Source organism: Serratia sp. FDAARGOS_506, assembly GCF_003812745.1.
Lineage (GTDB): Bacteria > Pseudomonadota > Gammaproteobacteria > Enterobacterales > Enterobacteriaceae > Serratia.
Map to the genome: position 1 here is coordinate 4,428,616 of NZ_CP033831.1, position 13,363 is coordinate 4,441,978.

The 13,363-nt window shown below is 60.4% G+C and carries 13 protein-coding genes; all 13 read left to right on the forward strand.

The features are described 5' to 3' along the window. The first annotated feature begins 4 nt into the window (after nt 1–4). The 13 genes from tagV (at nt 5) to EGY12_RS21495 (ending at nt 13,341) form a co-directional block, all read left to right on the forward strand. Nucleotides 5–505 (forward strand): type VI secretion system accessory protein TagV, encoded by a 501-nt coding sequence (gene tagV / locus EGY12_RS21435; RefSeq protein ID WP_123895290.1) that lies wholly within the window; start codon nt 5–7, stop codon nt 503–505. 29 nt (nt 506–534) lie between these two features. Continuing rightward, nucleotides 535–1,062, forward strand: coding sequence for a type VI secretion system lipoprotein TssJ (gene tssJ / locus EGY12_RS21440; protein WP_123895291.1), 528 nt, complete (start codon nt 535–537; stop codon nt 1,060–1,062). 40 nt (nt 1,063–1,102) lie between these two features. Beyond that, nucleotides 1,103–2,449 (forward strand): type VI secretion system baseplate subunit TssK, encoded by a 1,347-nt coding sequence (gene tssK, locus EGY12_RS21445; protein WP_049201394.1) that lies wholly within the window; start codon nt 1,103–1,105, stop codon nt 2,447–2,449. 21 nt (nt 2,450–2,470) lie between these two features. Further along, on the forward strand, nt 2,471–3,673 hold the full coding sequence (locus EGY12_RS21450) for a DotU family type VI secretion system protein (protein ID WP_049272050.1): 1,203 nt from the start codon (nt 2,471–2,473) through the stop codon (nt 3,671–3,673). Beyond that, nucleotides 3,673–7,308 (forward strand): type VI secretion system membrane subunit TssM, encoded by a 3,636-nt coding sequence (gene tssM, locus EGY12_RS21455; protein ID WP_123895292.1) that lies wholly within the window; start codon nt 3,673–3,675, stop codon nt 7,306–7,308. The genes EGY12_RS21450 and tssM overlap by 1 nt, the downstream gene beginning before the upstream one ends. Before the next feature lie 18 nt (nt 7,309–7,326). Next, complete coding sequence (gene tagF / locus EGY12_RS21460; protein ID WP_049201244.1) at nt 7,327–8,046, forward strand: type VI secretion system-associated protein TagF; 720 nt, start codon at nt 7,327–7,329, stop codon at nt 8,044–8,046. 23 nt (nt 8,047–8,069) lie between these two features. Continuing rightward, nucleotides 8,070–9,101: a type VI secretion system protein TssA gene (tssA, locus tag EGY12_RS21465; protein WP_123895293.1), complete on the forward strand. Its 1,032-nt coding sequence runs from the start codon at nt 8,070–8,072 to the stop codon at nt 9,099–9,101. A gap of 122 nt (nt 9,102–9,223) precedes the next feature. Continuing rightward, nucleotides 9,224–9,760: a type VI secretion system contractile sheath small subunit gene (gene tssB, locus EGY12_RS21470; protein ID WP_016927260.1), complete on the forward strand. Its 537-nt coding sequence runs from the start codon at nt 9,224–9,226 to the stop codon at nt 9,758–9,760. Between the two features lie 3 nt (nt 9,761–9,763). Beyond that, the gene (tssC, locus tag EGY12_RS21475; RefSeq protein WP_016927259.1) at nt 9,764–11,269 is read left to right on the forward strand and encodes a type VI secretion system contractile sheath large subunit; all 1,506 of its coding nucleotides are present in this window, start codon (nt 9,764–9,766) and stop codon (nt 11,267–11,269) included. Between the two features lie 67 nt (nt 11,270–11,336). Then, a complete protein-coding gene (locus EGY12_RS21480; RefSeq protein WP_049272042.1) occupies nt 11,337–11,720 on the forward strand; it encodes a Rap1a/Tai family immunity protein in 384 nt (127 codons plus the stop codon). Continuing rightward, nucleotides 11,717–12,208 carry a T6SS effector amidase Tae4 family protein gene (locus EGY12_RS21485; protein WP_033653618.1) on the forward strand — a complete coding sequence of 164 codons (492 nt, stop codon included), beginning with the start codon at nt 11,717–11,719 and terminating at the stop codon, nt 12,206–12,208. Before EGY12_RS21480 ends, EGY12_RS21485 begins: the two co-directional genes overlap by 4 nt. Nucleotides 12,209–12,234: 26 nt before the next feature. Then, nucleotides 12,235–12,663 (forward strand): T6SS amidase immunity protein Tai4 family protein, encoded by a 429-nt coding sequence (locus EGY12_RS21490; RefSeq protein WP_123895647.1) that lies wholly within the window; start codon nt 12,235–12,237, stop codon nt 12,661–12,663. Nucleotides 12,664–12,858: 195 nt separating this feature from the next. Next, complete coding sequence (locus EGY12_RS21495) at nt 12,859–13,341, forward strand: type VI secretion system tube protein Hcp (RefSeq protein WP_004961372.1); 483 nt, start codon at nt 12,859–12,861, stop codon at nt 13,339–13,341. Nucleotides 13,342–13,363: the final 22 nt, after the last annotated feature.

Consider the following 13,363-nt stretch of genomic DNA (forward strand, 5'->3'; position numbering starts at 1 on the left):
TATTGTGAAAACACGGATTACCCTGACGCTGCTGACCGCCCTGACGCTTGCCGGTTGTTCCACCCCGCCGCCACCGCCGCCGGCGCTCAATAACGACACCCTCGTCAGCAGTGAAGTCAACGGCGTCACGCTGCAGCACCGCGCCGCGGTGAGCGCGCCGAAACAGTTTAAGCCGATCGGTGAAGAGTACCGCAGCCTGTACGCCGCCAGCATCATGAGCAGCCCGAACTATACCGGCACCGCCGTCGGCAGCCTGGACAACGCCGCCGCGTTCTACGCGCTGGGTGAAGTGGAGAACAACTGGCTGGCGATTTCCGCCATCCGCGGTGGCGACCTGATGGGTTACATCCAGGCCAACGCCGGCGTGCCGGAAGCCCGCTACAAATCGACGCTGCGCAAGGATCTGCCGCGCCGCGCACGCGCCGCCAAACAGGACTGCGTCAAAGTCGGCGGCGACAGCAAGGCGTGTAAAAACGCCGGCTCAGCCACCTGGATACTCCAGTAGTCAGCACGCCTGCGGGCGACGAGATTCCCATGATGACGACCCCTATCGCATCCCGCTGGTGCGGGATGCTGTTTCTGCTGCTGGGCGCGCTGGCGCTCGGCGGTTGCATGTCTTCCGCCAAAAGCGTGCCGTCGCGTTACAGCCTGGTGTTCGATGCCGATCGCCAGGTGAACGCCGCCGGCGCGCAACCGGCGCCGATCAAAATTCGCGTGCTGCTGCTGCGTTCTGATGCGGAATTCATGGATGCCGACTTCTTCAGTCTGCAAAACGACGCCAAAAGCGTGCTCGGCAACAGCCTGCTGGACAGCGATCAGTTCTTCCTGACGCCGGGCCAGACCGGCAAGAAACTCGGTGGGCAAAGCGCATTGGACGCACGTTACATCGGCGTGATCGCCGAATATCAAAATCTGGACGGCAAAACCTGGCGCATTTCACTGCCGCTGCCGGAACCCACCGAAACCAATTTCTACAAAGTATGGCAATTCTCGCCGGATGAGCTGGAAGCGCATATCGTCGCGGGCGTGAATGGCCTGCGCCCCGTAAAAAAGGTCGACTGACCCACCGCTGCGCTGAAGCGAAGTAACTATAGGTGTGATGATGAAAGATGCTCATAAGGTTGTCTGGACTGAGGGGATGTTTTTGCGCCCTCACCATTTCCAGCAGGCGGAAAACTATCTCGAAGGCTATATGCGCAACTGGGGCCAGGCCCACAGCGGCTGTTTCTGGGGATTTCTCACCCTGGATCTGGATCAAACGCTGCTGCGCCAGGGCAAGATTGCGCTCAACGCCGCCAGCGGCATCATGCCGGACGGCACGCCGTTTCGCTTCTCCGGCGCACAGCAGGCGCCCGCGCCGCTGACCATCGCCGAAAACAAGACCGGCGAAAACGTGGTGCTGGCCCTGCCGACCTACCGTGCGGGGCGTGAAGACGTGATCTTCCAGGAAAGCCCGGAGGCGCTGGCGCGCTATCTGGCTTACGAGAACGAAGTCGACGATCTCAACGCCGTCTCGGTGGGCAGCGCGGCGCTACAGTTCGGCCGCCTGCGCCTGCGGTTGATGCTGGAGAGCGAGCTCAACGCCGAATGGACGGCGCTCAGCGTCACTCGCGTGCTGGAAAAGCGCGGCGACAACAGTCTGCGTCTCGATACCGCACAGATCCCGCCGATGCTGAACTGCCAGGGCAACGCGGTACTGAAAACCTTCATCAACGATCTGCAGGGCCTGTTGCAACAGCGCAGCCAACAGATGAGCCAGCGCCTGCTGCAGCCGGGCCGCGGCGGCAGTTCCGAAATGGTCGATTTCATGCTGTTGCAGCTGATCAACCGCCATCTCGGTCAGGTCAGCCACGCCTACCACCTCGACCATCTGCACCCGGAGCGTCTGTTCGCCGATTGGCTGCAGTTCGCCACCGAGCTCGCCAGCTTTTCGGCGCAGCGCACCCCGGAAGGCCGTCTGCCGGTGTATGACCATGACAACCTGGCGCTGTGCTTCGGCAAGCTGATGCTGTTGCTGCGTCAGGGGCTGTCGGTGGTGCTGGAAGACAACGCCATTCAGCTGACGCTGGTTGAACGTTCCCACGGACTGAACGTCGCCACCGTACAGGACGCCAAAATGATGCGCGATTTCGGCTTCGTGCTGGCGGTGCGCGCCGACGTGGCCGCCGAGGTGTTGCTGACCCATTTCCCGGCGCAGATGAAGATCGCCCCGGTCACCCGCATCCGCGATCTGGTGCAGCTGCAGCTGCCGGGCATCGGTCTGCGCACCATGCCCGCCGCACCGCGCCAGATCCCGTATCACGCCGGCTACACCTACTTCGAGCTGGAAAAAGGCGGCGACCTGTGGAAACAGATGGAAAAATCCAGCGCCTTCGCCCTGCACCTGGCCGGCGAATTCCCGGGGCTGGACATGGAATTTTGGGCGATTCGCAGCCATACGGACCGGTAACCTATGACTCAGGAAAATAGCATGGCGCCGGCAGCCAACCCGCTGGTGGACGCCGCCAACCCGCTGCTGAACGCCATTTCGCAGATCCGCCAGTCGGCCACGCATGCCAACCCGGCGCAGCTGCGCCAACAGCTGATCGACGAAATGCGCCGCTTCGAGATCCGCGGCCAACGCGCCAACCTGCCGTACGAAGTGATCATCGGTGCGCGTTATTGCCTGTGCACCGCGCTGGATGAAGCGGCGGCGCTGACCCCGTGGGGCAGCAACAGCGTCTGGTCCGGCAGTGGGCTGCTGGTGACCTTCCACAACGAAACCTGGGGCGGCGAGAAGTTTTTCCAACTGCTGGCCAAGCTGTCGCAAAGCCCGCGCGAGCACATCAATCTGCTGGAGCTGATCAATTATTGCCTGCTGTTGGGCTTTGAAGGCCGCTACCGGGTAATGGAAAATGGCCGTTCTCAGCTGGAAACCATGAAGCAGCGCCTGCTGCAACTGATCCGTTCGGTGCGCGGCGGCTATGCTCCGCCGCTGTCGCCTCATGCATTGGACCTACCGGTACAGCAGAAACTGTGGCGCCCGTTGGTGCCGCTGTGGGCCTGCGTGGCGCTGACCGGCTTCCTGGCTTCGCTGCTGTTCATCGCCCTCAACTGGCGGCTGGGCGACAACACCAGCCCGGTGCTGGCGGCGATTTACCAAACCAATCTGCCGCAGGTGGCGATCGGTAACCCGGCGCCTGCCGCGCCGCCGACGTTGAGCCTGAAAAGCTTCCTGCGCAAAGAGATTGCCGAGGGGCTGGTGGTGGTACGCGACGAAGCGCAGCAAAGCGTGGTGATCCTCAAAGGCGATGGGCTGTTCGACTCCGCCGCCACCACGGTGCGCGCCAACTATATTCCGGTTATCGACCGCATCGCCGCCGCCATGAACGGCGTCAGCGGCAAGATCCTGGTCACCGGCTACAGCGACAACGTGCCGATCCGCAGCGCTCGTTTCGCCTCCAACTGGGAGCTGTCGCTGGCGCGCGCCGAAGCGGTCAGCGCTCGCTTGCAAAAGCACCTCGCCAACCCGCAGCGGGTCAAGGCCGAGGGCCGCGGCGAAAGCAACCCCGTCGCGCCGAACGATAACAAAGTGAACCGCGCGTTGAACCGCCGGGTAGAAATTACGCTGTTGGTCGCCCCGGAAAATACCCAGGCGGAAATCAACGGCTTGCCGCAAGGAACCGGAAAGTAATGCTCAGTACGTTATTCTCCATCATCACCAGCCGCCTGCTGTGGGGCTTTGTCGGCATCACCGCGCTGGCGTTCATCATCTGGATGATCGGCCCGCTGGTGGCCATCGGTGACTATCGCCCGCTGGAGCCGGAACTCAACCGCCAGATCGCCATCGGCGTTATCTACCTGATCTGGTTCCTGTGCCGCCTGATCCCGCGCCTCTATAGCGCCTGGTTCAACAGCCGTCTGCTAAGCAACCTGCGCGCTGCCGAAACGGTGCCGGCGGAAGACGGCAAGCCGGAAACCAAGCAAGACGAACAGCTCGCGCAGCGTTTCGACGAAGCGGCGCAGTTGCTGAAGAAAGCACGCTTCGCACCGGGCCAGGATGGCGGCAAATACCGTTGGATGACCCGTTTCAGCCGCCAATACCTGTACCAACTGCCGTGGTATGTGATCATCGGCGCGCCCGGCGCCGGCAAAACCACCGCGCTGGTCAACTCAGGCCTGCACTTCCCGCTGGCGGATCGCTTCGGCAAATCCGCGCTGCGCGGCGTGGGCGGCACCCGCAACTGCGACTGGTGGTTTACCAACGACGCCGTGCTGCTCGACACCGCCGGCCGCTACACCACGCAGGAAAGCCAGCGCGAAGAAGACGCCGGCGAATGGCAAAGCTTCGTCGCACTATTGAAAAAATACCGTACCCGTCAGCCGATCAACGGCGTAATGGTGACCATCAGCGTCGCCGATCTGCTGAGCGACAGCGCCGAAGCGCGCGCCGCCCAGGCCAGCGCGCTGCGCAAACGCCTGATCGAACTGCACGAGCAGCTGGGCATTCATTTCCCGGTCTATGTACTGGTGACCAAAACCGACCTGCTCAACGGCTTTATGGCCTACTTCGGCAGCTTCGACAAAGCGCAGCGCGACCAGATCTGGGGGTTCACCTTCCCTTACGAGCGCTCGCGGCAGCCGGACTTCAATCTAAACGCCGCTTTCGAACAACAATACGCCCTGCTGCAACAGCGATTGGACGCGGCGCTGCCGGATACGCTGCTGATGGAGCACGATGCGCGCCAGCGTGCCGAAAGCTATCTGTTCCCGCAGGAATTCGCCGCGTTGCGCCCGCTGCTCAGCCAATACCTGGAGCAGGTATTCGCCACCTCCAGTTTTGAAACCCGCTTTACCCCGCGCGGCATCTATTTCACCAGCGGCACGCAGGAAGGTCTGCCGTTCGACCGGGTGATGGGCGAGCTGAACCGCTATCTGCAGCTGCCGACGGCAAATTCTGGGGCGCAGGCCAATGCGGCCTGGGACAGCGTAGGCCAGGAAGCGCCGATCCCGGCGGCCAAAGGCCAAAGCTTCTTCCTGAAAGAGACGCTGGAATCGGTGGTCTTCCAGGAGTCCGGGCTGGCGGGCAGCAACCGCTGGTGGGAATACCGCAACCGCGCCCTGCACTGGGCGGGTTACATCGCGCTGGCGGTGATCCTGGCGGTGCTGGCGATGCTCTGGTTCACCAGCTACGGCAACAACAAGGCCTATCTGGCGGAAGTCGCCGCCAAGGTGCCCGGCGTCGAGCGTCAGGGGCAAAACCTGACGCAGTTGGGCAACGGCGACATGTTCTCGCTGCTGCCGTTCCTCAACAGCCTGCTGCACCTGCCGGACAGCCAGAACTTTTCGCTGGACGATCCGCCGTTCACCTACCGCATGGGGCTGTTCCGCGGCGATCAGGTGGGCGACGCCGGTAATGCGCTGTACCAGAAAGCGCTGAAAGAGCTGCTGCTGCCGCAGGTGGCGCAACAGATTGCCACCACGCTGCGTAACGACAACCACGGTGATGCGGACTTCAGCTACGAAGCGCTGAAGGCCTACCAGATGCTGTATCTGCCGAAGCAGTACGACGGCAAATTCCTGCGCGCCTGGGTGATGCTCAACCTGCAGCGTAATCTGCCGCAGGGCAGTACCCAGAAGCAGCTGCAGCAGATCGAATGGCACCTAAGCCAACTGCTGGACGCGCAGATCCAGGCCTCGCCTTACGCCAAAGACGAACAGCTGGTGGCGCAAGCGCAGGCCGCCATCAATCGAGCGCCGCTGTCGCAGCGCGTCTATGGCCGCCTCAAACGCCTGCTGCTGAAACAGACCGACATCAAGCCGGTCAGCCTGGTCGATTTAGCCGGCCCGCAAACCGAACTGGCGTTCAGCCGCAAAAGTGGCAAACCGGTGACCGACGGCGTACCGGGCCTGTTCACCTCGCAGGGATATTGGAAGGCGTTCAACGACAACATCGATCCGGTGACCGACACCCTGCGTAAAGAAGACGTGTGGGTGTTGAACAGCCAGGCGCCGGAACAGAAAAGTGCCGATCTGACCAAGACCATCCGCCAGCTGTACATGCAGGACTTCATCAGCGCCTGGGATGAGCTGCTGGGGGATATCCAGTTGGCCAACATCGGCAATCTGACCCAGCGCATCAGCAGCGCGCGCCTGCTGTCCGGCAACCCGTCGCCGATGCGCAATCTGCTGGTCAACGTCAGCAAAAACGTCACCCTGCGCGACGAGAAAAGCGACGCTGATTCCCGTTCGCTGCTGGCCAAAACCGAAGACAAACTGAATCAAAACGCCAACCGCACGCTGGAGGCGCTGTTCACCAACCGGCCGGCCAACGCCGACGGCGACGTGTCGGTCCAGCCGGAACAGCTGGTTATGGCGCACTTCGCGCCGCTGCTGGAGCTGGCGCAAAGCCAGGGCGAAGGCAATAAGGCGATCCCGTTCGACAGCGTGCTGAAGCAGGTCGATGAGCTGTACAGCTATCTGACGGCGGTTCAGGGCGCGGCCAACAGCGGCATGTCGGCGCCGCCGAGCGACGTCATCCCGCGCCTGCAGGCCGAATCCGGCCGCTTGCCGGTGCCGTTCAAGCAGATGTTGCTGTCGCTGGCGATCGGCGCCAGCAGCGACACCCAGCGCAAAGAGATGGAAAACGTGAAAAAGCGCATCAGCTTCGAGGTCGGCAGCTTCTGCCGCCAGGCGATCGCCGGCCGTTATCCGCTGGTGGCCCGGGCGCGCCAGGAAGTGACGCCGGACGATTTGGCGCGCATGTTCGCGCCGAACAGCGGGCTGATGGACAGCTTCTTCCGCGACAATCTGCAGGGCAAAGTCGACACCACTCGCGCCAACTGGCGCTTTACCCCCGGCGTGGACGGCAAGACGCTGCCTGGCGGCGAAGGCATCCTGCGTTCGTTCCAGCAGGCGCAGCGCATCCGCGACGCGTTTTTTGCCAACGGCACCGCAACCCCCTCTTACCGCGTCACCGTGCGGCCGGTGCGGATGGATAACGATATCCTCAACCTGACGCTGGATATCGACGGCCAGCTGTTCAAATACAGCCACGGCCCACAGGTGCCGCTGGTGGTCAGTTGGCCAGGCACCCGCAATACCAACCAGGTGCATTTGCAGCTGGCACTGGCCAACGGCACCACCGCCAGCCTGGTGACCAGCGGGCCATGGGCGCTGAACCGCCTGGTGGATATGGCGCAGTCCTCGGGCACCGGCGGCCTCGGCCGCCAGGCGACCTTTAATCTCGACGGCCACCGCGTCACGCTGGAATTTACGCCCAATAGCATCCGTAATCCGTTCCAACTGCCGGCCTTCTCGTGCCCGTAGCCCCGAAAGGACCTGACCATGAGCACTGATTCAAGCGCCCCGACGAGCCTCGGCTGGTACGGCAAACTCCCTTCCGCCGGCGATTTTCTGCAACGCCGCCTGCCCGAGCCGGTGGTCAATAACTGGGCCCACTGGTTCCATAATGGGCTGGTGAATTTGCAGCGCGATGCGCAGGGGCCAAACGGCCACCCGTTCAGCAACGCACCGGTGTGGAACTTCGTGATCCCCGCCACGCTCGGCAGCCCGTACGTGCAGATGGGTTGCCTGTTGCCGGCGCGCGATCGCGTCGGGCGGCGCTACCCGATCTGCGCGCTGCGCCTGTTCAGCCTGCAAGATTGGCGTCCGCAACAGCTGAACATGGCGGCGAGCTGGTACCAACAGCTCGGTCATACCCTGCTGAACGGCGTGCGCAACGGTTTCTCCGCCGAACAGATCGACCGCACATTGCAGGCTATTCCTGCGCTGCCCAGCCCACCGGCGGAGGCGGACTCCGAGATATTGTCGATTATCGGTTTCCAACACCCGGACGTGCCAGGCCTCGGCTGGCAACAGGCCGCCGACTGTTTCGATCCGGCGCAGTACACCAGCTTCTGGTGGACCAATCAGGCCGACGGACACCCGCTCTACACCCACGTGCACAGCGGCAACCTCACCGTGCAGCTGTTTTCGCTGCTGTTCGAGCCCAACGGCTGGGCGCGCCCCGGCCGCGGCGGCCAGTACCCGCAAATGTTTGATTAACATCGCTCGTTGAAGGAAATTTTATGGCTATCGACACCGATACCCTGCTGGCCCCGGTTGACGCGGACAATCCCTGCGGCGACAACCTGGAATATGACGCCGACTTTCTGGCGATGGAACAAGCCGCCACCGGCAAGGCCGAACAACAATTTGGCAGCACCATCATTCCGGAAGAAGCGCCGGATTGGGTGCAGGTCGAACGCCTCGCAACCTCGCTGCTGGCGCGCACCAAAGATCTGCGCGTCATGCTGTATCTCACCCGCGCCTGGACCCAGCTGCGCGGTTTATCGGGCTACGCCGACGGGCTGACGCTGATCCACCAGTCGATGGTCCGTTACTGGGATGCCCTGCAGCCGCCGCTGGAGTTCGACGGCGAGGCCGACCCGCTGTTTCGTATCAATGCGCTGGCCGATCTTGGCGACAAGGCCGCGCTGGCCGCCAGCGTGCGCGCTGCGCCGCTGCTGAAAAGCGCCGCCGGTGAAATCTCGCTGCGCGATGCCGGCGCCCTGCTCGACGGCAGCAAGCAAGAGTGCCCCAACTTTCCCGGTGGCCGCGCGCGGCTGCAGGATGAGTTGGCGCAGCAGGATCGCCCCGAAGGCGCACTGGTGACGCACATCGCCAACACCTTGAGTGCCATCCGCAGCGAAGTCACCCGCCATCTGGGTGAAAGCGCGCTGCCGGAAATGAGCGCGCTGACCAAGGTATTTTCTCTCGTGGCACTCGCCGGCCAGAACGAGGCTCCGGCCGCCGCCGAAGCGGACTCACCGGAGGAAACCGCGGCCACGCAGCAACCGGCCGCCGCGCAGAGCGCCACTGCCCCGCTCAACTGGCGCAGCGCACAGATCCAGTCGCGCGACGACGCCCAGCTGATGCTGGACAAGGTGAAAAACTATTTTCGTCTTCATGAGCCGAGCCACCCGGCGCCGCTGATGATCGATCGGGTCCAACGGCTGATTACGCTGGACTTTATGCAGATCGTCCGCGATTTGGCGCCCGATGGGCTTAACCAACTGGAGACCATTCTCGGTCGCCCCGACAACGAGGAGAACAGCTAGCCGCCGACTTTTGTTCTCTTGACGACACCCGATACCGTCTGCCCCTGCGCAGACCCGAATCAGAACCTGACTCTCCCAGCCGGACGAGGCGCGTTCCCAATCGCCATTAGATGGAGTAAATCATGTCAAACTCGAAATCCCGCAGCGGGCAGAAATTCATCGCCCGCAACCGCGCGCCGCGCGTACAGATTGAATACGATGTCGAAATTTATGGCGCAGAGCGCAAAATCCAGCTGCCGTTCGTGATGGGCGTGATGGCGGATCTGGTGGGGAAAGCGGTCGATCCACAAGCCAGCGTGGAAGAACGCAAGTTCATGGAAATCGACGTCGACAACTTCGACGAGCGTATGAAATCGCTGAAGCCACGCGTCGCTTACCAGGTCGACAACACCCTGACCGGGGAAGGTAAGCTAAACATCGATCTGACCTTCGAAAGCATGGAAGACTTCTCCCCCGCCGCTATCGCCCGCAAAGTCGACGCGCTGGACAACCTGCTGGATGCCCGCACCCAGCTTTCCAACCTGCTTTCCTACATGGACGGTAAGAACGGCGCCGAGGAGCTGATCTCCAAGATCCTGCAAAACCCGGCACTGCTGCAATCCCTGACCGACGCGCCGAAACCGGCGGTTAACGATGACAACAACGAGCGTGAGGATTAATCGATGAGCAACTCGCCTCAGCAACAGAATGCGTTGCAGACCACCGAGACTTTTTCCAGCGATGAATTCAGCGCGCTGCTGAACAAAGAGTTCCGGCCGAAGACCGATCAGGCCAAAGAGGCGGTCGAGAACGCGGTGAAAACCCTGGCGCAACAGGCGCTGGAAAACACCGTCACCGTCTCTTCCGACGCCTACCGCACCATCCAGGCGCTGATCGCGGAAATCGACGAAAAGCTGTCACAGCAGATCAACCAGATCATTCACCACGACGACTTCCAGAAGCTGGAAGGCGCCTGGCACGGCCTGCATTATCTGGTCAACAACTCCGAAACCGACGAGATGCTGAAGATCCGCTTTATGAGCATTTCCAAGCAGGAGCTGGGCCGCACGCTGAAACGTTATAAAGGCGTAGGCTGGGACCAGAGCCCGATCTTCAAGAAAGTGTATGAAGAAGAGTATGGCCAGTTCGGCGGCGAGCCGTTCGGCTGCCTGGTGGGCGACTACTACTTCGATCACAGCCCGCAGGACGTGGAGCTGCTGGGCGAAATGGCCAAGATCGGCGCCGCCTCGCACTGCCCGTTCATCGCCGGCACCGCGCCGAGCGTAATGCAGATGGAGTCCTGGCAGGAGCTGTCCAACCCGCGCGATCTGACCAAGATTTTCCAGAACACCGAGTACGCTGCCTGGCGCAGCCTGCGCGAATCGGAAGACGCGCGCTACCTGGGCCTGGTGATGCCACGCTTCCTGGCGCGCCTGCCGTACGGCATCCGCACCAACCCGGTGGACGAGTTTGACTTCGAAGAAGACACCGACGGCGCGACCCACGGCAACTACACCTGGACCAACGCCGCCTACGCCATGGCCGCCAACATCAACCGTTCGTTCAAAGAGTTCGGTTGGTGCACCGCCATTCGCGGTGTGGAGTCCGGCGGTGCGGTGGAAAACCTGCCGTGCCACACCTTCCCGAGCGACGACGGCGGCGTGGACATGAAGTGCCCGACCGAGATCGCCATCAGCGATCGCCGCGAAGCCGAGCTGGCCAAAAACGGCTTTATGCCGCTGGTGCACCGCAAAAACTCCGACTTCGCCGCCTTTATCGGCGCGCAGTCGCTGCAGAAGCCGGCGGAATACTACGACGCCGACGCCTCCGCCAACGCCCAGCTTTCCGCGCGCCTGCCGTACCTGTTCGCCTGCTGCCGCTTCGCGCACTACCTGAAGTGCATCGTGCGCGACAAAATTGGCTCCTTCCGCGAGCGCGACGACATGGAACGCTGGCTGAACGACTGGATCATGAACTACGTGGACGGCGATCCGGCCAACTCCTCGCAGGAAACCAAGTCGCGCAAACCGCTGGCCGCGGCGGAAGTGCAGGTGGAAGAGATCGAAGACAACCCGGGCTATTACAGCGCCAAGTTCTTCCTGCGCCCGCACTACCAGCTGGAAGGCCTGACCGTCTCCCTGCGCCTGGTGTCGAAGCTACCGTCGCTGAAGCAAAACGACGCGTCCTGATGGACTGAAGTCAGGCCGCGGTCACGCGGCCTGGCTGATACATCAACCTCATCACAGGGAAAGAAAGATGAAGACAAAACGGTTTTATCTGGCATCGCTGTTGGCTGTCGTCTGCTCGCTCCCCGCCGCGCCGCCGGCTTTCGCAGAGCAGACATCGATAGCGCATTTGACGTCCGATGATGTCAATCTGCCAGGCAGCGACTTTTTCCGTTTCTATCGCAGTGCAGATAAACAGGAAAAAGAGAAAGCACGGATTTATTTGCTGGGCGTGTTGGACGCGACGGAAGGAAAAAGCTGGTGCCAATACAGCCAGCTACAAACCGTCACTCTGCAGGAGTTTGTGTTCGAATTCTTTAATAAACTTCCCGCTGCGCGCCTGCACGAAAGGGCTGCCCCTCTGATTGAAGAGGCTCTGGCGACTCGCTTCCCCTGCAAAGGAGGCAAAGCATGAAACCTTTATATCGTCAGCTAAAAAGCAGCCATTACTCCTCTGATTACTCTAGCCCGGGATATTTGGCAGCAGAAGCCGTTTACGCCGAGATTGGTTATGAGCTTGATACGCTTCTAAAGCAAAACCCTGGTTATGCCAATACCTGTGCCGTCCGCATGAGCCTGGCGCTGTTGAAAGCCGGCATCAGCTTCAAAGGCCGCCTGCCAATCAAAAAAGGCGCCTATAAGGGTAAAACAATTGAACCTGGAGCCAAACTGCTGGCCGATCAGTTGCATCGCTCCAGTAGTTTTGGCAAAGCCAACATTTTCTTTAATGCTCCAGATGCAGAGAAGGGTATCGGCAATAAAAAAGGCGTCGTGTTCTTCAATAAAATAACCAACTATGATGGCGGACACATTGATCTTATCGAACCAGAAAACTCGCTATTGACCTGCCATTCCCATTGCTATTTTAACTGCAAAGAAGTCTGGTTTTGGGAATTAAGCTAGTGTTACATCGGCTGACCAGTAAAAGCATGAGGTTTGGTTTAACTGCATGCTTGCTTATCGCCTCATTAAGGCTGCAAGCAGCGCCGATTCAGGATCCTGTGGCATTTATCAAACAGATGCCTTATCACCAGGTCGTAAAAGAACTGGCATTGTCTCGCTGCCTGGCACAGGTCTCCGATTCGGATAAGGCATTCTCTCTTGATGCAGCCAGAACGGCGAATGCGATGAGAGAATGGATGCCATTCGACATCGAATCAGGTGATGAGAAAATCAATGTTCTCATCGGAAAATATAAATCCAGAGTCAATGAGTTTCACAGTGAAACTAAAGACAAGAGTCAAGGCGTCACCTTGAACTGTCTGCGGTTGTACCATAGTTCTGAATTGGACAATCTTTCCCGACAGCTCATTGCAGGCAATCCAGATCGCACGTGGAATCAAGATAACGCGAAATAATTAAGCATTGAGCCATTAGCACTTAATAGTGGCTCGGTAACCCGTACCGATAGTTTTCGGTATTTAAGAAGGTGCATGGCACAAGGATATAAATTGGTAATGCATTACCACACTTGCAATTCCTGCTGCTATTACCTGAGTTTTTCAACGTAACGTTAATACTACTGTTAACCCTTAATAAAGAGTGAAGAAACTATGGCTATTGATATGTTCCTGAAAGTTGAAGGTGCCAGCGGCGAATCTAAAGATTCGAATCACAAAGGCTGGACCGACATTACTTCTTTCTCCTGGGGCGCTTCTCAACCGGGCAATATGGGCGTTGGCGGCGGCGGTGGCGCCGGTAAAGTGTGCTTCAACGATCTGCACGTCAACGCGCTGGTCGACAAGTCAACCCCGGCGCTGCTGAAGCACTGCTCCAGCGGTAAGCACCTGACCAAGGTTGAGTTGTCTGTCTGCAAGGCGGGCGGTACTCAGGTTGAGTACGTTAAAATCACCCTGGACGACGTGCTGGTGACCGCCGTGCAGTACACCGGCGCAGGCGGCGAAGATACCGTGGGCGTCACCTACTCCTTCCAGGCGGCGAAAGTGAAACAGCAATACTGGGAGCAGAGCGACAAAGGCGGCAAAGGCGCCGAAAGCAGCGCAGGTTGGAACATCAAGGAAAACCGCGAAGCTTAATTTGTCTGCCCCCGGCTACGGC